The 17,850-nt window shown below is 66.5% G+C and carries 20 protein-coding genes and 1 pseudogene; 14 read left to right on the forward strand and 7 right to left on the reverse strand.

Translation table 11 applies throughout. The features are described 5' to 3' along the window. The first annotated feature begins 203 nt into the window (after positions 1 to 203). Complete coding sequence (locus ABD944_RS08145; RefSeq protein ID WP_345173980.1) at positions 204 to 959, forward strand: DUF2817 domain-containing protein; 756 nt, start codon at positions 204 to 206, stop codon at positions 957 to 959. Between the two features lie 104 nt (positions 960 to 1,063). On the opposite strand, the gene ABD944_RS08150 is transcribed toward ABD944_RS08145, so the two are convergent. Next, on the reverse strand, positions 1,064 to 2,164 hold the full coding sequence (locus ABD944_RS08150) for a YncE family protein (protein ID WP_345173983.1): 1,101 nt from the start codon (positions 2,162 to 2,164) through the stop codon (positions 1,064 to 1,066). A gap of 20 nt (positions 2,165 to 2,184) precedes the next feature. Then, positions 2,185 to 2,379: a polysaccharide deacetylase family protein gene (locus ABD944_RS08155; RefSeq protein ID WP_345173984.1), complete on the reverse strand. Its 195-nt coding sequence runs from the start codon at positions 2,377 to 2,379 to the stop codon at positions 2,185 to 2,187. A gap of 307 nt (positions 2,380 to 2,686) precedes the next feature. On the opposite strand from ABD944_RS08155, the gene ABD944_RS08160 reads away from it, so the two are divergent. From ABD944_RS08160 to ABD944_RS42405, 7 genes and pseudogenes are all read left to right on the forward strand, one after another. Continuing rightward, on the forward strand, positions 2,687 to 2,905 hold the full coding sequence (locus tag ABD944_RS08160; protein WP_345173986.1) for a hypothetical protein: 219 nt from the start codon (positions 2,687 to 2,689) through the stop codon (positions 2,903 to 2,905). Positions 2,906 to 3,176: 271 nt separating this feature from the next. Further along, complete coding sequence (locus ABD944_RS08165; protein ID WP_345173988.1) at positions 3,177 to 4,052, forward strand: DMT family transporter; 876 nt, start codon at positions 3,177 to 3,179, stop codon at positions 4,050 to 4,052. 326 nt (positions 4,053 to 4,378) lie between these two features. Next, positions 4,379 to 5,017: a PASTA domain-containing protein gene (locus tag ABD944_RS08170; protein ID WP_345173991.1), complete on the forward strand. Its 639-nt coding sequence runs from the start codon at positions 4,379 to 4,381 to the stop codon at positions 5,015 to 5,017. A gap of 30 nt (positions 5,018 to 5,047) precedes the next feature. Further along, positions 5,048 to 5,492, forward strand: a pseudogene (locus ABD944_RS08175) (transposase); the annotation flags it as partial. Positions 5,493 to 5,679: 187 nt separating this feature from the next. Beyond that, positions 5,680 to 6,909 (forward strand): hypothetical protein, encoded by a 1,230-nt coding sequence (locus tag ABD944_RS08180; RefSeq protein WP_345173993.1) that lies wholly within the window; start codon positions 5,680 to 5,682, stop codon positions 6,907 to 6,909. Continuing rightward, complete coding sequence (locus ABD944_RS08185; protein ID WP_345173994.1) at positions 6,893 to 7,663, forward strand: hypothetical protein; 771 nt, start codon at positions 6,893 to 6,895, stop codon at positions 7,661 to 7,663. The genes ABD944_RS08180 and ABD944_RS08185 overlap by 17 nt, the downstream gene beginning before the upstream one ends. Before the next feature lie 102 nt (positions 7,664 to 7,765). Further along, on the forward strand, positions 7,766 to 7,996 hold the full coding sequence (locus tag ABD944_RS42405) for a sigma factor-like helix-turn-helix DNA-binding protein (RefSeq protein ID WP_378191327.1): 231 nt from the start codon (positions 7,766 to 7,768) through the stop codon (positions 7,994 to 7,996). Between the two features lie 140 nt (positions 7,997 to 8,136). On the opposite strand, the gene ABD944_RS08190 is transcribed toward ABD944_RS42405, so the two are convergent. From ABD944_RS08190 to ABD944_RS08205, 4 genes are all read right to left on the reverse strand, one after another. Further along, positions 8,137 to 8,715: a GNAT family N-acetyltransferase gene (locus ABD944_RS08190; RefSeq protein WP_345173997.1), complete on the reverse strand. Its 579-nt coding sequence runs from the start codon at positions 8,713 to 8,715 to the stop codon at positions 8,137 to 8,139. Between the two features lie 507 nt (positions 8,716 to 9,222). After that, positions 9,223 to 9,582, reverse strand: a complete 360-nt coding sequence (locus ABD944_RS08195; RefSeq protein ID WP_345173999.1) for a nuclear transport factor 2 family protein — start codon at positions 9,580 to 9,582, stop codon at positions 9,223 to 9,225. Positions 9,583 to 10,076: 494 nt separating this feature from the next. Continuing rightward, on the reverse strand, positions 10,077 to 10,694 hold the full coding sequence (locus ABD944_RS08200) for a dihydrofolate reductase family protein (RefSeq protein WP_345174001.1): 618 nt from the start codon (positions 10,692 to 10,694) through the stop codon (positions 10,077 to 10,079). Between the two features lie 67 nt (positions 10,695 to 10,761). Beyond that, positions 10,762 to 11,352 carry a TetR/AcrR family transcriptional regulator gene (locus ABD944_RS08205; RefSeq protein ID WP_345174004.1) on the reverse strand — a complete coding sequence of 197 codons (591 nt, stop codon included), beginning with the start codon at positions 11,350 to 11,352 and terminating at the stop codon, positions 10,762 to 10,764. Positions 11,353 to 11,501: 149 nt separating this feature from the next. Between ABD944_RS08205 and ABD944_RS08210 the strand changes: the two genes are divergently transcribed. From ABD944_RS08210 to ABD944_RS08235, 6 genes are all read left to right on the forward strand, one after another. Then, positions 11,502 to 11,648, forward strand: a complete 147-nt coding sequence (locus ABD944_RS08210) for a hypothetical protein (RefSeq protein WP_345174006.1) — start codon at positions 11,502 to 11,504, stop codon at positions 11,646 to 11,648. A 303-nt stretch (positions 11,649 to 11,951) separates the two neighbouring features. Next, the gene (locus ABD944_RS08215; protein WP_345174007.1) at positions 11,952 to 13,682 is read left to right on the forward strand and encodes a sensor histidine kinase; all 1,731 of its coding nucleotides are present in this window, start codon (positions 11,952 to 11,954) and stop codon (positions 13,680 to 13,682) included. 30 nt (positions 13,683 to 13,712) lie between these two features. After that, a complete protein-coding gene (locus tag ABD944_RS08220) occupies positions 13,713 to 14,147 on the forward strand; it encodes a roadblock/LC7 domain-containing protein (RefSeq protein WP_345174010.1) in 435 nt (144 codons plus the stop codon). Further along, positions 14,144 to 14,509 carry a DUF742 domain-containing protein gene (locus ABD944_RS08225; protein WP_345174012.1) on the forward strand — a complete coding sequence of 122 codons (366 nt, stop codon included), beginning with the start codon at positions 14,144 to 14,146 and terminating at the stop codon, positions 14,507 to 14,509. The genes ABD944_RS08220 and ABD944_RS08225 overlap by 4 nt, the downstream gene beginning before the upstream one ends. Further along, positions 14,490 to 15,071 carry a GTP-binding protein gene (locus ABD944_RS08230; protein ID WP_345174013.1) on the forward strand — a complete coding sequence of 194 codons (582 nt, stop codon included), beginning with the start codon at positions 14,490 to 14,492 and terminating at the stop codon, positions 15,069 to 15,071. The genes ABD944_RS08225 and ABD944_RS08230 overlap by 20 nt, the downstream gene beginning before the upstream one ends. 117 nt (positions 15,072 to 15,188) lie before the next feature. After that, entirely contained in the window at positions 15,189 to 15,767 is a 579-nt protein-coding gene (locus tag ABD944_RS08235; RefSeq protein ID WP_345174015.1) for a GAF domain-containing protein, read from the forward strand. A gap of 215 nt (positions 15,768 to 15,982) precedes the next feature. On the opposite strand, the gene ABD944_RS08240 is transcribed toward ABD944_RS08235, so the two are convergent. Beyond that, positions 15,983 to 17,470, reverse strand: a complete 1,488-nt coding sequence (locus ABD944_RS08240; protein ID WP_345174018.1) for an acyl-CoA dehydrogenase family protein — start codon at positions 17,468 to 17,470, stop codon at positions 15,983 to 15,985. Between the last annotated feature and the right edge of the window lie 380 nt (positions 17,471 to 17,850).

Below are 17,850 nucleotides of genomic sequence, written 5' to 3' on the forward strand. Positions count from 1 at the left end.
GCGCGTCGGCTCTTACGCTGTTTCAGTCCGATCGAACAAACGAGGGCTCCCGTCGCCCATCCTGCCCACGGGCACGAGGCGGTTGGCACAGCGTCATGCCACTTAGGCGACTACATGCATTCAAAGTGTCACTATTCGCGACTTGGGTATCTGGTATTGCGTCCCCCAGATCAGTCGAGGCACATGTCTGGGGGGGACACTTCATGACGGGTCGGCGGCCGACGATCTTGCTCGCCGTTGGACTTGCCCTCCTCAACACTCTGATCTTCTCGGCAGCGTGCAGCAGGCCCGGGAAAGCCGGTCGGTCGGCGGCGACATATGAGGCCCGCAGGACGGTGTTACTGGGCAGATCCGTCCAGGGACGCCCGATCGTCGCCGTCGAACTGGGGAACCCGCGAGCGGCTCGACGAGTGCTGGTCGTCGGCTGCCTGCACGGAGACGAGCAGGCCGGCGTGCCGGTGGCACATGCACTGGCCGCCAGAACCGGGCCGACGGACACGAACTTGTGGGTTGTTCCAACGTTCAACCCGGACGGGATGGCGTCCCGGACGCGGGGAAACGCGCACGGCGTCGACCTCAACCGCAACTTCCCAGCCGGGTGGCGACCGATCGACTCGCGCGGCTCAGTCAACTACTCCGGCCCCCGGCCACTCTCAGAGCCGGAATCGCGGTACGCCGCCGACCTCATCCGGCGGATCCGCCCGACCATCGGCATCTGGTTCCACCAGCACTTGGCCGTCGTCGATGACTCCGAAGGACCCAAGGACGTCGAGCGGCGCTTCGCCCGCGACGTCGGGCTCCCGCTGCGCTCGCTCACCCACTTTCCAGGCAGTGTCACCGGCTGGGAGAACACCGTCGTCCGCAGTAGCGCGTTCGTGGTCGAGCTCCCCGCCGGGCGGCTCCCGGCGCAGGCAGTCCGCCGATACGCCGACGCCCTCCGCCGGATCGCCAGCCCCTGACGGCTAGGACCTCGCGAACGCGGCTACGCTCATGCCTCTCCGTAGGTGATATCCGCGTAGGCCGCAAAGCCGAGGACGAGCTCGGCCAGGGCGGACGTCCATGTTCAGCGGAAAACGCCGGTGTGGCCAAGGGAGTAGCGGCCAGGCTGCGGAAACACGCACAGACCGTGCGGGCCGTCACCGACACGGATGCGGCGAACCAACCGGCCTGTGACCGTAGAGATCGCGTACACCTCGCTGTGGTAGCGACCCGACAGCCACAGCACCTGCCCGTCGGCCGACACCCCACCCATGTCGGGCGAGCCGCCACCGGGCAGCCGCCATCGCCGCGCTACCCGCCCCGTCTTGAACGAGATCAGGGAGATAGAGCCTTCAGCCCGGTTGGTGACGTACAGGGTGGTCGAGTCACGGCTCACATACAGCCCGTGTGCGCCCTTGCCGGTACGGATGAAGCCGGTCACGCGGAACGTCGACGCGTCGATCGTCCAGACGCCGTTGGAGGCCATGTCAGCGATGTAGAACGTCCGGCCGTCGCGAGAGGTCTTCACGTCCTGCGGCATCGCGCCCTTCGCCAGCTTGAGCACGCCGGTGACCCTCTGACCACGGGTGTCGACGCGCAGCACTTCGCCGGAGAACTCACACGCGGTGAGGAAGAAGTCCCCCGAAGCCGAGAAGTCGGCATGGTTGGGGCCGCGGCACGGCACGTCCACGTGCTTGCGCAGCCGCATCGAGTGGGCGTCCCGGAAGTCGATGCGCTGCAGCCGCTCCGCCATGATGATCGCGGACCGGCCGTCCGGCGTGAAGTACATGTTGTAGGGGTCGTCGACCGAGACCGGCTTGCCCGGGCGGCCGGTGCGCGGGTCGATCGGGACAAGGTCGTTGGAGTCGTTGTCGTTGACCCACAGCGTCCGCATGTCCCAGGACGGGACGACATGCTGCGGCTTACGGCCGACCCGAAACCGCCCCACCCGTGTGAACGTCTTCTGATCTAGCACGATCACGTCGTCGCTCTGTGAATTCGGCACATACACACGCGCCGGCAGGTCCCGCACCTGTGGGCTGAGCATGCCCGGCCGGTCGTGCTCGTAGAGGTCCGTCGGCGACGTCAGCGGGCCGGCAACAGCGTGACTCGTGAGCTTCCGCGAATCAGCACCGCCCGGCTGCCCAGCTGAAGAGCACCCTGCGACCAGCAGCCCGGCGGTCACAGCCGGTGCCCACCGGCGCTTCATGTTCGGACCAGCTCAGAGGCGGTCACCGCCCGAAGCCCACGCCGACGCAGGCCGTCCAGAACCGCCGCCAACGCCTCGACCGTTCCAGTGTGGCCGGGGTGCATGCTCACCACCGACCCGCCGCGTGCCTCACCGAGAACTTCACGAATGATGGCCGACTTGCCCAGATCGGCGAAGTCCAGCAATTCCACGTCAGAGGACAGGCAGCCGCGGTAGCCGACGCGCAGACCCCCGCGCCGACAAGGCCAGCGACCCCCACAAGGACAATGCGTCTCTGAATCGTCACAATCTGTAGCCTACTTTGGCTGTATCTCGGCACGGTCGACCGTCGCAGCGGAAGCCGCAAGGCCAAGCGGGTCAGCACGCGATGGCCTAGCGTTCGCGCCCCGAGCCGGCGCGCAGCTCAACGCTGGGGACGTCCGGCGGGAGTTCCGACGCGCCATCGCCCAGGCCGGCCTCTATGCCGAGCAGCGGACGCCGCGGGAGTCGGACCGCGGCGTGCCGATCGAGCACATTTCCCGCCTGATCGGGCACAAGAGCACGACCGTCACCAAGAAGGTCTACCGGCAGCAGATCAGGCCCGCGACGGACGTGGACGCGACGGCCATGGACCGGATCTTCCCCGAGCTCATCGAGGAACCGCCGTCAGGCAGTCGGGCTCGGAGCACTTCGGAGGTCTCCCAAGCCCATTCGGCCCTCACACTGCCCAAAATCTGATTCCGGCTCCCGACCAGCGGAAAGGTCCATCGCCTTCCATGGTTCGGACGACCGCGAATCCGTAGGCACTCCGCTCCGGGTGGAATGAAATTGGACCGCGAACCTGTCGGCCCTGGAAACACGGGGCCGGCAGGCGCACGGTGCGACCCGTCCGGTAGAGCAGGCACCGAGACGGCGTATCCACTTGCCGTTCCGTAGTGAACACGGACGGTCTTCTATGCCTGCATCAAAAGGATGTGGGGGCAACTCAAACAAGAAGGGGGAGAGGTGCATGTGCGCAGCAGAACTCCCAAGGAATTCTAATATTGCAGTTTTTGCGTTGATTTTTTCAATTGCCCTGGGTGTGACGGCGGGCACCGTTCAGATCGCCTTGGGACTGGTTGGCAGGGTCGGCCCGTTCACGGCTGCCCTCTGGGTCGCGATAGTCGGCATCGCGCCATTGTTGATCACGTACAGGCCGTCTTTGCGGGCGGGTTGGCCGATCTGGCGATCGGCGCTGATTCTGGGGCTCTGCCTTAGCGTGGGGTTCGTCTCATTCCAGTATTCCATCCGCATGCTGCCCCTCGGGATCGCGCTGGCGGCCTTCTATGTCGGAGGCCCGATGCTGCTCGTCACCATCGAGATCCTGAGGTCCCGCCGGTGGCGGGACCTGGCGTGGCCGGCGGCGGGTTTCTCTGGTGTCGTCGTGCTCACACCCTCCTGGGAGGGCGAGATCAACTACTGGGGATTCGCTGTCGTTGCGGTTTTGGCGGCGAATTTCTTGGTCGGCATGAAAATGATGTCCAGTATCAAGAAGAGCGACATCACCACCTGCACGACTTTGGCAAGAATCCCTAATATTCTCCTTATGTTCGTGTTGGCTTCACTATGGGAGGGGTCAGACGCGGTCTTCGGTCTAGGCAGGAATGATCTATTGATCTTCCTGGCGGCAGGGGCGCTGACCTTCCTGTCGACGGTGTTATCCAACGTGGCATGGCAGCGGGGAATCCGCCCCTTCGCCGTGGCCTTGTTGAATCCCGCCGAACCTGCGTGCGGTGCCATCCTGGGACTGATCGCAGGTCAACAGCTGAACTGGGCGTCCTGGATCGGCATTTCCATGGTCACGGCCGCCGGCGTCGGCGCTGCGATCAGTCAGCACAGGAAGTGACCTGGCTGACTCCGCATTTGCGGCGGGGAGGACCCAACCTCCCCGCCGTCCACCGACCCGGCTGCTGGGCCTTCTGTGGGTTCCGTGGGTTCTGCGGAGCTCCCCGGGCCGCCCGACCCAGGCCACCACGCGGCCAGCCCGGCGCTGGGCACCGATGGCCGCCTCGCGTAGCGGGCCGGGTTGAAAACGGTTCGATGACGGCGGGCTCTAGGCACCACCCAGGCACCCCCACAACTGCGCCCGCGCCTCAGCGGCCTCGACATCTATCGGGGCGAGTGCCGGAGAGTCTGCGCGGCGGCGGGGAGACGGCTACGATCACCGCGTTCATGTCTGATCATGTTCGGGAGCGGCACATGGTGGGGATCCGGCCCTTGGCTTTCGGTCTGCTGATGGTGCCCGTGCTCGGCCTTGCGGCCTGCTCGGGCGGCGACAGCAATTCCGCCGCAGGAAGCGCGGGGAGCGGCGCAGAATCGCAGCGTCCCTCACCTGTACTGCCCTCCTTCAGGGGAAAGACGCTCGACGCCGTCAGCAGCGAGTTGCAGCGTTCCTGGCCCGCCTACACCAGCGCGTTCAGGGCCCTGCCCGACGGTCACCTGTTCGACGGCGAGTCCTACTCCGGTACCTGGGTCGTCTGCACGCAGGTCGAGGACCCTCAAGGGAAGAAGGTGGAGCTTGGCTTCCTGCCCCCGCAGGTGTCCTGCCCACCCGACGGCCGCGTGACCACCTGGCCCGTCGTGCCCAACTTCGTCGGCAAGACCGGCACTGACGCAAAGCAAGCCGCCCTGCGGCTCGGCTTCCCGCTCGTCAGCAGTGAGCCCATCGTGACCGAGGGATACGACGACAGCTCGCATCTGGAACGTACCGTCTGCACCCAGGACCCGCCCGCCGGCCAGAGCATGCGCCAGCACTACGGCACGACACTGAGGCTGCGGGTCGCCGACAGCAAGGGGGCGTGCACCCCGTAGCTCCCTCGCCCGCGGGCCTATGGATGGCCTCCGCCCGCTCCGACGAGGCCGCAGGGCGGCGGGCGGCGCCGGTACGGGGGTCGTGAGGTGCTGGCGGCGATCATCTTCGTGGCCACCACTGGCCGTAGGTGGCAGCAGTTGCCGTCGGTGTTCGGGCCGTCGGGTCCTACGGCGCACCGGCGCTTCACCGAGTGGACGACCGCGCGAGTGTGGGCCAAGCTGCACGGCGACAAGGGCCACGACCACGCCGACCTGCGGCGCTGGCTACGCAGGCGGGGCATCACCCCGCGCATCGCGCGCCGTGGCATCGAGTCCTCCGACCGGCTCGGGCGCTACCGCTGGGTGGTGGAGCGGACGGTCCTGGCTGAGTGGCTGCCGCTGACTGCACCGCCGCTACGAACGTAAGCCCGAGCACTTCCTGGCCTTCGTCGCCATCGCCGCCACCCTCATCTGCCACCGCCGACTAGCCAAATGAGATGACTTCGTAGGAGGAAAAGACCTCGAGGAGGTGGTCGCCCTACGACCAGGGCAGGGTCGGCTTTAGGGTGATAACCTTGCCTGCTCTACTGTCCGGAAGTTCATGGAATGGGCGAACGGACCGGCGGGCATCCGGTCGGCTCTGCGGGTTCGTGGCGCAGGGTGCGAATGGTAGGTCAGAGTTAATGCACGCAAAGGAGCCGACGGAAGCCCGCATCGAGGACGCGGGGAACGTCCTGGTCGCACCTGCGGCGTTGCACGACGATGACTCGATCAGAGGCTTCTTCGGTTCAACGATCACGCCGGAGGACCTTGCCTCGGGTTCGCTCGACCTTGCGCAGAAGACCGTCTACCTGTGCGGCGACGTCTCCGGGATCAGCGGCCGCCGGCTGTACGCGGCGGCACGGGTGTTCGTCGTCCGGGAGCTGTCACACGGTTACCGCGAGGGCGCCGACGGACCTTGGGTCCCCGTCGGCCTCGGCAGGCTTCCCCTCCGTGTCCACGGCGCCGGTGTGTACTACCGCCGTTTCTTCGACCTCGACGGCGATTACTTCGACCGGATCCGCGCGGAGCACGAGTTCCAGTCTTTGACGGAGTCCACGAAACCTGGAACAGCCCATCGCAGCGGAATCTATCTGACGCCCGTCACCCAAAGAAGCGACGGACTGCATTTCCGCCTGCTCCGCTGTTCCACGAACCTCTCGGGGCCGACCGAGGGCTTCCGGCCTACCGACACGAGCATCGTCGAGGCCCTGAACGGCGAGGCCGCCGCCGTCTTCCAGAACCAGGCGCCGCTGAATCACGTCCTCGCCCAGATCTACCACAACACTCCCGCCGCGACCGAGCGCAAGCAGTCCAAGGCCAAGATCTCGGCTCATGCCGACAAGACCAAGGACATGCCCGTCAACGGCATCATGGCCTTCTGCACCTTCTATGACCGGCTCGACCGATTGCGCCCTCTCGCCGAAGACACCTTCGATTACGGCGTGAAGGGCACCAGCGGGCTGACCAGGCTCCACTTTCGCCTCAAGGAGCCGACCGGGGAACGCGACGGGGTCGCGCTCCCCCAGCAGTTCACCCTCACTCTCCACCCCGGCTCCGTGTTCTTCATGCCTCTGTCCACCAACCGCCTCTACACGCACGAGATCCGACCCTCGGCGTTGGACGCCGGGCTGCTTCCGACCCGCCTGGGCTACGTTGTGCGCTGCTCCAGCGCCGAGGCCGTCCACAAAGAAGGCCAGACGTTCCTCAAGCTGGACGAGGGACTGGTGAGGCTGGAACCGCCGACGCCGGAGGGCATGAACGCGCTGCGCGGGCTGTACGCCGAGGAGAACAGGACCACGTCCTTCGTCGACTACGGCGACGGGTTCCTTTTCAGCATGAACAAGGGAGACTACGTTGCCCCCCGCATCTGACATCTCCGATGAAATCTTCTCGTGCACCTTGCCGGCCGAAACGGATCTCTTCGCAGAACTGTCCGCGTCGGCTCGCCTCGAGGACGTGGGAAAAGGGCGGCGCGGCGCCACGCTCACCAGGATCGACGAGGCGGGCGGCGTGCCTCTCGTGCGCACCACCACTCGCTACAGCAGTCCGGCGCAGCGTTTCCGGCCGGTGCACGAACGGCTGGCGCAGCGGATCCAGCAGTGTGCGGCGCTTCCGGTCGCCTTCAACAACGCTCTCATCGAGAGCTACACGAACGCCTACAAGACGATGGGCGGCCACTCCGACCAGGCCCTCGATCTGGCCGACGGTTCGTTCATCGCCGTGTTCTCCTGCTACGAGCGTCCCGAAGGGAACCCGCGCAGGAAGCTGATCTTCGAATCGAAGGTCTCCGGTGGCGGAACGTTCGAGATGCCCCTCGTCGAGAACAGTGTCGTCGCGTTCTCCGTCGACTCGAATCGGCGATTCAAGCACAGGATCGTGCTGGACGCGTCCGCCCCGCCGACGGACAACCCGTGGCTGGGTGTGACCTTCCGGACGTCGAAGACCGTCGTCCGGTTTCGCGACGGACACGTCTATCTCCCGCAGGGAGCGCGCCTCACGACGGCCGACGAGGAGCAGAGGCGCGAGTTCTACCGGCTGCGGCGCCGTGAGAACAGCGAAACGGACTTCGCCTACCCCCTGCTGACCTACACCATCAGCGAGAGCGATCTGATGCCGCCCGTCTGAGCGACCGCCGCCCGCCACCCGGCATACGCCAGCAATCAATGATCATCATTGCGCGCATTGGGGGACGATCGAGCCTCCTGGCAGGCGAAGCAGGACCGAGTCGTGCTGCGCTATCTTCTGAACTTCACGACCGCCGAGGCGGCTAATGCCCTTGGGATTTCGTCGGGCTCGGTCAAGCATCACTTGTTCGCCGGTCGGCGCGACCTCTCAAGGAGATGGAGATCGCCTGCTAGGCCGCGTGGTGACGCATCCAGGGTGAGGCTTGGTCACATGAGGGTTAGCGGTTTCGTTGCGGATCATGCGGCGCATAGGTTGGGCGGGTCGTCGCTGTAGGTACCCAGATCGGCGGCGATTTGCGCGATCGACCGGTGGGACTCCAGCATGTCCGCGTCCTGGCGGCGCTCGTGTTGAGCGCAGAGTCCTCGTCGGTGGGGCGGCGAAGTCGTTGCCGGTGAGCACTCGGGCGGCACGGGTCAGTGGATCTGTCGCGCCATGAAGATCGCTTGCTCGCCGGCCGACTCGGTCCCGTCGTAGAGCCTGGTGTCCAGCCCGCAGAAAACGAAGCCCATCCGCAGGTAGGCGCTGATCGCGGGGGCGTTGATGTTGCTGACCTCAAGCCATACATGCCCGGCCCCCCGCGCTTCGGCGAAGTCGAAGGCGTGGCTCATCAAGGTTCGTCCCAGCCCCCTCCCCCTCCACGCTGGCGCGACCTCGATGTCGCAGATGGTCAGTCGCCTGTTCCACGGTTCGAAGGAGCTCTCTACGAACCCGCACAGCTCGTCGCCGTTGCAGGCGACCACCGTCTGGCTCAGCTCGGGATCGCGGTCGTCCTTGGTGTCCTCATCGGCTGGGAAGACCTTGTGGATGGGAGGGATCACGGGAGTCTGGCGAAGCGTGAAGCCCTCGCCCGTTTCGACCACTTCGAACACCGAGTCTGTTGTGAACGACCCATCGAGCTTCGCCAGGACCTGATCGTCCTCGGGTCGAGCAAGGCGGTAGGTGACGGTGCCCTGCACGCCGAGCGCTGTCGGATCGTTCCCGGTCTTCCTCATGATCGACAACTTACTGCCGTCTAAAGTCTGCTCTCCCTTGTCGGGTCGCCCCTGACCGGATCACTGCGACGACCTACCTTCCAGTGGTGCCCGGCGCCGACACGCCGCCAGGACAACCTCCTGACGGCATCACGGGCCGCCTCGCCCGTGGCCGACCCCCAGTAGGCTCCGGATACCTGGTTGAGGCTGTGGAGCCGTTCGCCCATATGCCGCCGGACGCGCCCCAGCATGTCGATATCCGGTTCCAGCCCCGGGCCGCAGTCTCCAGGAGGCCACGCGCGACGGTGTAGGTCGAAAAAATCCCGCCCGCAGGCATGCGCAGCATCGCCACGAGACCCGAGGCATGACATAAGCCATCCGGGAGGGCGCCCGGCGTCCCGCGCCTCGCGCATCAGGGGCAGTCATGTTCACCCCTCTGCGAGGCTGATCAGCCTCGCAGAGGGTTCGAAAACAGCTTCTTACCGCCGTCTACCGGTGTGCGGTTCGCTCTTCAACGTGTCGGCTATGTCAATCGGCTGTGCTGGCGTGCACGGCGATGATTCGCCAGCCGTGCGTCTCGTCGTGTAGCCAAGTACGGGTGTAGCGCATCCTGGCCGCGAACGGCGCCCCGGAGGCGGTCCCTTCGACGGTGCCGAGAAACCACGTCACCCCGGTGCGCCCATCGGCGAGTACGGTCAACTCCTCCTCAGCCACCTTCGTCATCACCAGCGCCCGAGTGCGGTGCGCCTCCAGGTCGTCCGCCTTGGTCTGAACGCTCGCACCGAAGGTGAAGATCAGCCGATCATCCAGCAGCCGGTCCAGCGCCTCGACGTCTCCAGCAAGCTGCGCGCTCTGAAGTCGGCGCTCGGCGTCCCGCAAGTCCTCCATGAGGCACACCCTCCCAGCTGACGCCGTATCCGCACCAGGACGTTCACGCTCGGCTGATCTTCGCAGTCCGCCCCCGGGACCAGCGCGCTCCGCGCCTCAGTCACCCTCCACCCCGACGGTGAGCACTGCGACGGACGCGACCCGGGCACGCAGCAATGCGAGCAGGATGCCATCACAGTGCCTCACGGCACCCTGCACGGCGACCGCTACGACCTCGAACTTCGTGGAGCCCCCGTGTCAGACCAACTGGGCCCGTGCCCGCCCCGTATCGGGCGCGGCCGCCGAGAGCTCGCCAAGACGGCCCTCCACCCCCGGACGTGTCCCCGACCGCCAGGTAAGCCGTCCCCGCGCTTTGGAGGAGCCGCGCTGGCTACCGCGCGGCTCCGCTCGCGATACCGCCTACTCACGCGATAGCGCTGACAAGCGGTATCGCCGAGGCAGGGCCGCCAAAGTCGCCAGGCATCGGGAGCAGGCTGTCGTGGCTGGCCCTGCCTCTACCTGCTGGAGGACTGCGGAGTGCCGGGGGCCCGGTCGTAAGTAAGGAAGGCAGCTCCGGAGTTGAGGATGGTGTGGTCGATGAGCTCCCAGACGTTGGGCGCGAAGACCGCGGTCCGTCCGAAGAGGGGGATGCCGGAGCCGATGGTGAGCGGGCTGAGTTTGATGATCACGCGGTCGATCTCGCCGTACAGTGCGCCGGCCAGTTCACCGCCGCCGACGAGCCAGATGTCTTTGCCGCCATCGCGCTTCAGTTCTCGTACCGTCGCCGCCGGGTCATCGGCGACGATTTCGACGCCGGGGTCTGGGCTTTCGGTCAGTGTCCGGGAGAAGACCAGGTGCTTGAGGTGGGCGTAGGCGTTGGTCACGTTGGCCGCGAGGCCGACCTCATAGCTTTTGCGACCTTCGACAACGGTGTCGAAATGGGTGCCTTCGGCAGTGACACCGAGCGCGGCCCGGGCCGGCCCCGGCAGGGTCTCGGGGTACTCCTCGATGAGGTGCTGGACGTAGTCCTCGGACGGGGACCAGAAGCCGCCGGGGCCGGTGGGGTCGGAGCCGTCGGGGCCGGCGACGAAACCGTCGAGGGTGGAGGCGATGAAGTACACGAGCTTGCGCAAGTCAGTCCTTTGTTGATCGGTCGGCGTGGACGGTGGGTAGCCGGTCGGGCCGGGCCCGCCCGGGGTGTCACATCGTGGCTGTGGGGAACGGAGTGACGATGCGCTCTACAGCCTGAGTGACCAGTTCGTCGCGCTCGGCGTCTGTGAAGACATCCGGAAGTGTGAGCTGTTCAACGATCAGCCAGTTCATTGCCAGGTACATCAGCAGGACGGCTATTGCGCCGCCGGGGAGGCCCGCGGTCTCGTGCAGGGTGACGTTCTCATCGATGTCGGCGCGGACCCGCTCGGTGAGCAGCGCGCGCAGCTCCGGCCTTCTGGTGGCCTCCAGCCGAAGCTCCAGCATCGCCAGGTGCCCGGATCGGAAGGCGGCGACCCTGCCGACGCTCTCCCGCAGCATCGTGCCGTACGACGCGGCGTCCCGTGCTTGCTCGAACATCTCGGTGAGCGCGCCCTCCGCGGGCCTGAGCCGCTCGTAGACGCGGACGCCGGCCTGGACGAGCAGCTCGTCGCGGTTGCGGAAGTAGTTGGACGTGGTGCCGATGGGCACCCCCACCTCCTTGTCGAGGGCGCGCTGCGTCAGGCCCCGCGCCCCCTCGCGGGCGAGAACCTCGATGGCACCGTCGAGCAGCGCGGCCCGACGGGCCGGGTTCTGACGCATCCCACACCTCTTTCCGCATCTGAAGTACTTCAACTGAACCACATCAGGTGAAGTACGTCAATTGATGCATCCTGCTGCCCGGCGCGGACGCGGACATCACCATCTGGGGCCCGTCCGCCCGCTGGCAGGTCACCGCCGGCGCGCTCCACATGGCCACCGACTACACCCCCTACGAGGGCATGCACCTCACAGGCCGCCCGACAACGGTCATGATCGGAGGCCGGATCGTCGTCGACGACGACACCCTCACTGATCCGACTCCCCAAGGCCGCCACCTCAAGGCCACCCTCGCGTGACAGGACTGGGGCTCAGGCACGCAACCTGAAGGCGGGCCAGTGGCCGCCCTGGAGCGGATGCGCGGTTCCCGGGAAGACTTGTGGTGCTCGCCCGATCCAGCCGCTGTCGCTACGGCGCCACACATCCATCGCAAAAGTGGACTTACGGGGACAAATATCCCCAATTGTGGGCATTGGTCTCGGCAATCTCGGCAATCCGCACTTTTCCCGTGAGGAGTTGTGACAGCCTAGTCACGGGTTGTGCCCATACGAGAGTCCGCATTAATCAATGTGGTGACTGCTGTCGACGCACCGAGGATGCCGATGCCTGAGTTCTTCCAATCCACTACCGGTGCCGAGCGACGGAATGTCCGGCGAGCCGGCAGGTCGGTGGCCCATGGTACGCATCGACAGAGTAAAATGCGCGCGCTTCACCTGTCCATTTTCATGCTCCCCTCGGTTGTCGTGGGCTTTCTCGGCTTCGCCGCCGTGGCGGTCGTGTACGACGGCGCCGCCGTGGGCCAGGGGGCGCGGCTGGTGCTGATCATGGCGACCGCGGGGGCCGCGATCACCCTCGGAGCCGCCTTCGTGGCGGCGGACTCGGCGACCCGCCGGATACAGCGGCAGCTCGCCGAGTCGGCCCTCCAGGGCCAGGAGAACATGCAGCGGCGGCTCGGCGAGCTCGGGTTCCTGATCGCCGAGGGGCGGCGGGACCTGCAGCGGCTGGCCGAGGGGCTCCGCGCCGGCGGGACGGCCGCCCCGATCAGCGAGGACTTCCCGCCTCCCGTCAACGCCGACTCCTACCTGCAGCTCGTGCATGAGCTGCGGAAGGCGCAGAGCGCGGCCTGGAACGCCGTGGTCGGCGCCGCAAGCCGCGATGCGGCCGGTGGAGGCGGTCACCGGGTCGCGGTCTTCGTCAACCTGGCCCGGCGGATGCAGTCGCTGTCGCATCGGGCCATCCAGGGGCTCGACGAGCTGGAGAACCAGGTCGAGGATCCAGACCTACTCAAGGGGTTGTTCAGGGTTGACCACCTCAGCACCCGCATGCGTCGCCAGGCCGAGAGCCTCGCAGTGATCGGCGGAGCCGCTTCGCGCCGCCGGTGGACCAAGCCGGTGACGGTGTACGAGGTGCTGCGCTCGGCCATCGCCGAGGTGGAGCACTACAACCGGGTCAAGGTGGTGCCTCCGGTCGAGGGGAGCCTGGACGGTGGCGCGGTCGCGGACGTCGTCCATCTGCTGGCCGAGCTCATCGAGAACGCCACCAAGTTCTCGCCGCCGCAGACACAGGTGCTCATTCGCTTCGAGAGGGTTGCCGCGGGCATGGCCATCGAGGTCGAGGATCGTGGCCTGGGCATCCCGCGGGAAGACCAGCGGCGGCTGAACGAACTGCTCGCCGACCCCGAGCGGGCCGACACCGAGGAACTACTGAAGGACGGACGGATCGGACTGCTGGTGGTATCCGCGCTCGCTCGCCGCCACAAGGTCCGCGTCCAGCTCCAGGGCAATGTCTACGGCGGCACGCAGGCCATCGTCGTCGTCCCGGAGGAACTGGACGGCAGCGAAGCGGAGGAGGCGGAGGCGAGGCCCCCGGCGGAACCGGTGGCCTCCGGGGCACAACCCGCCGCGAGCCCCACGCCCCCACTGCCGTCGCGTATTTCCGGCTCCGGGCAGGGCCTGGACACCCGGCCGGGTCTGCCGCTGGATGAACGTGATGTTCTCGGCGCTTCCATGCCGCCGCCCCCGGCGGCCGAGGATTCCCGGTACCGGCTCTCTCCCTTGCCCGCGTCCGGCCCGCCGGCGGCCGTGACGGCCTCCGGGCCCGCGCCCGACTCCGGACCAGGGACGGGCTTTCCGGGCGGTGACGGCGAGCGGCCGCCGTTGCCGCAGCGCCAGGCCCAGACCAACCTGGCGCCCGAACTGCTCAGTGCGCCCGCTCCCCAGCGGGATGATCAAGAAGTCGACTACAATCCGGGTTTTATGGCCGCATTCAAGAAGGGTTTGAACAGCGCGCAGGAAAACACCGACTTCGTCGATGACCCCGACAATGCGAACTGACGATAATCACACACGACAAGGAGTTTTCCGTTGAGTGCTGCCTCCCCGAACCAGGGTCGAGATCTTGCTTGGCTGTTGCGGGGGCTTGGCGAGCAGGTTCCGGTCATTCGCGGCAGCGTGCTGCTGTCGTCCGACGGCATGATGAAGGCCTCCGACGGCTTTGACCGCGCCGGCGCGGAACATCTCGCCGCGCTCGCGTCCGGGCTTTTCTCCATAGCGCGTAGTGCCGGAACGAAGTTCGACGACAGCAACGAGGTGCGGCAGGTCGTCGCGGAACTGAAGTCCAGCCAGTTGTACATCTCCTGGGCCGGTTACAATTCCGTGCTCGCGGTGCTCGCCCGAGCGGAGGCCGACCCGGCCGTCGTGGGTTTTGAGATGGCCCGGCTGATCAAGGCCGTCCGGCCCTTCCTGGACACCGCGGCACGGTCGACGGCCGCGACGAGCGACCGAAGCCGCGCGTTTTGACTTCCGGCGAGGATGAGCTCTGGCTCGACGAAGCCGCCGGGCTGCTGGTACGCCCGTACGCGGTGACGGCCGGCCGCACCCATCCGACCGTCGACCTGGACATGCTGTCCTTGGTGGTGGCGGCCGACGGGCACCCTCCGGTCCTGGATCCAGAGCACGCCAAAGCGCTTGAGCTGTGCCGCAAGCCGACCCCGGTCGCCGAGGTCGCGGCGCACCTGCGGCTTCCCGTGGTGGTCACCAAAGTCCTCATCTCCGATCTGGTGGACAGCCGGGCGATGACCGCGCACGCGCCGCGAACCGCGGCCGATCCCACCGACCGAGCCCTTTTGGAGAAATTGCTCGATGGCCTACAACGAGTCTGAGGTGCTCCCCACTCAGGTCAAGATCCTCATAGCGGGCGGTTTCGGTGTGGGGAAGACGACGTTCGTCGGTGCGGTGAGCGAGATCGAGCCGCTGAGCACCGAGGAACTCATCACCTCGGCCAGCGTCGGCATCGACGATCTCGGCGGGATCGAGAACAAATCCACCACTACCGTGGCGCTCGATTTCGGCAGAATCACGATCGAACAGCACGGGATCGTCCTCTACTTGTTCGGGACGCCGGGGCAGCGGCGGTTCTGGTTCATGTGGGACGAGCTGTGCGCCGGAGCGTTGGGCGCGATCGTGCTCGCCGACACCCGCCGCCTGGAGGACTGCTTCGAGGCGGTCGACTTCTTCGAGAGCCGGGGGACCCGGTTCCTCGTCGCGGTCAACGAGTTCGACAACGCGTACCGCTACGGATCCGACGAACTGCGGGGCGCTCTCAAACTCGACCCGCGCGTACCGATCGTGCTGTGCGACGCTCGGGACCACACCTCCGCCATTTCCGCGCTGCGGGCTCTGATCCAGTACCTCATTACAGCCGCCCCTGCAGTCCCTGCCTGACAGAACTCGAATACATGGGGAACGCTCCATCCGGCGCCGCCGCCGCTTCGTTCTCGGGATTCGAGTTCTGTTAATCACCGCGCCCATCTTCACACTCGGCCATAATTGGAGGCCTCCGTGACGTATCCACCCAATGACCAGGCAGGGGCATTTTCGGCCCGTCCCTTGATGCCGCCCGATCGTGAAGCGTCCCAGCGCGCGAGGCGCCTGCGGGAGCTCGGCCTGGGGCAGGCGCGGGAGAGCGAATTCGATGAGTTCGCCCGTAGGGTCGCGATGGAAGCGCAGGAGCTTGTCGGGCTTCCCGGAACACCGGTGGCTTTCGTGAACCTCGTCGGCGACGATCAGTTCATCTGCGGTGTCCACACGCCACCGGCCGCCGCCGAACTCGTGGGCGGTGTCCTTGGGGCGAGAGTGCCCCTCGACGCCGGATACTGCCCGCATGTCGTCGTCCGGCGCAAGGCCCTGATTCTGGACGATGTCCTTGACTATCCGCGCTTCGCGGGCAATCCGATCGTCGACAAGCTCATGGTGCGCAGCTACGCCGGAGCTCCGCTGACCGACCGCACGGGCACGGTTCTCGGCACGATCTGCGTCGTGGACAGCGAACCGCGCCCGTGGGGCAGGACCGGACTGGATCTCCTGAAGCGCAGGGCGGCCGACCTCGTGGACCTGATACACCGCCGCGAGGGCCTGTAGGGCTAGCAGGCCCGGCAGGGCCGGTGAGAGGTCCGGAGAAACGGACCGGGGACGATCCCGGCGCCGCTCTCCGGACCTGCTCGGCGATGAGACCGGTCAAGGCTCAGGCCGCCCGGCGACCTCTTCTTGTGCCGACGAGGGCGCCGGCCGATGAGGGGCGCCGGGAGGATCACGGTGGCCGAATCGCGGCCGCCGTGTTCGTCGGCGAGCCCGGATCACGAGGCCCGTTGCCGACCCTTCGGCCCGTAGGCGTCGAGTATTCCGGTGGCCAGCAACCGGAATTCCGCGGCGACACCGGCGATGTCATGTCTGAGGAACTCGATGGCGGGCCGGACCCGTGCCGGATCGGCGGCGGTCTCGGCAGCCCACTCCAGGACCAGGGTCACCGCGATCAGGTAGGCGATCGCGCGGCCGGCGAGGACCTGCTGCGCCTGGCCCAAGGGCTGGTCGAGGAAACTCAGGTCCTCCCGGAGCGTCGCGACGGCAGGCGCTGTGAGCGGCCAGTCGGCCAAGAACCCGCTGAGGGGCCGACCGGACCGCCGGGTCAGGCAGTGCGCGGTCAGCTGCTGGCTGAGCATGTCGTTGTTGCCGTCGAAAATACTGAAGACGCGTGTGTCCAGGAACGCCTGACCGGCGATGTTGGTGGGCGATCCGCAGCGGTATCCCTCAGCGCCGGTCAGCTGCTGATAACTCTGGGCCGCACTGATCATCCGCTCGGTCGCGACGGTTTTGAGAGCCTGCACGGCCGGAAACACCGGAGTCAGGTCGCCCTTGAAGTCCACCATCGTCTTCAGGTAGTGGCTGAGCGCTTCGCAGATGGTGGAGGAAGTGTCGATGGCCGCGAGCCTGTAGTTCACGAACCCGATCCGGGACTGCGTTTTCCGCCCGATCTGGCGGCCATCCGCATACGCGTGCGCCTCCCGGCTGATGCGGCGCAGGAATCCGGCCCCCGCCGCCGCCAGCAGCGCTCGCGACGCCAGGAACACGTCCACCGAGTCCAGGCCCGTCTCCTCGGCATCGATCCGCCGATGCCGAGGGACGGTCACATCGATGTCGTTGACCCCGTAGTCCAGCAACTTCAGGCCGAGCGCCTCGTACAGTTCGACGGTGCGGAACCCCTCGCTCCGCCTGACGACGAAGTAGCCGTACTCGCGACGGTGTGCGTTCTTCGCAAGGACCAGCCACCAATCTGCTGAAGAGCTGAGAGCCTGCCAGTGCTTGCGGCCGCGGATCCGGTAGCCTCCCTCGCACTCCTCGAATGTGGTCGTCATGGAGGACAGGGCCGAGCCGGCGCCCGGTTCGGTGGCGGCGAGCCCGGCCATCACGGGATCGCCGCCGGCGAACAGCGGCAGCATCTCCTGCTTGACCTCTTCACCGGCCCACTTCACCACCGGTAGAAGCGCCAGTGCCGTGTTGACTATCACGTAGACACCGAGGGCCAGGTTCCATTCGGAAGCCGTCTCGACGATCCGGCACATCTCGACGCTGCTGTCTCGCCCTCCGTACCGCTTGGGCAGAGTCGGGAGCCGAACCCCGGCCCTCACGAGAAGCGCCCAACTTTCGGGCGGCAGGACCTGCTGCGGGAAGGTCGCAGAATCGAACTTGGATGCGACCGCGTCGAAGCCGGCGATGAACTCGTCCGTCGACAGAGCCAGCAGATGATTCGTCGGCAGTACATCATTCGTCATGGTGTCCGCTCTCACGGGTCGTCCTGCCAGAGGCAAGGGGGGAAGCTGCCAGGTTCCGGCGATCAAGTGCGCGCTCACGTTCGTTTCATCCGCCGCAGCAGGCCATGGACCACCTTCCGAATCACCTGGATCTTGGGCATACGTCATGGTCATTCGGCCGATCAAGGAGTGCAAGGAACATAATGCTTACCACAGTGGACGTGTGAATCATTCGCCCGGCGTGACCTGCACAGACTCGCGGATCGGCAGGGCTTGCCCTCCTCGGGTCTTGACCTGACCACAACGCAACCGCGAGAAGTGGTTCCAGTCCGCATGCGGAGATACACCCGGACGGGAGTACCACGACGTCACGCCACGGACAGATTCCACACTCGAACCGACCGCGATGCTGATCA

This window comes from Actinomadura verrucosospora (genome assembly GCF_039540335.1).
GTDB classification, from domain to species: domain Bacteria; phylum Actinomycetota; class Actinomycetes; order Streptosporangiales; family Streptosporangiaceae; genus Spirillospora; species Spirillospora verrucosospora.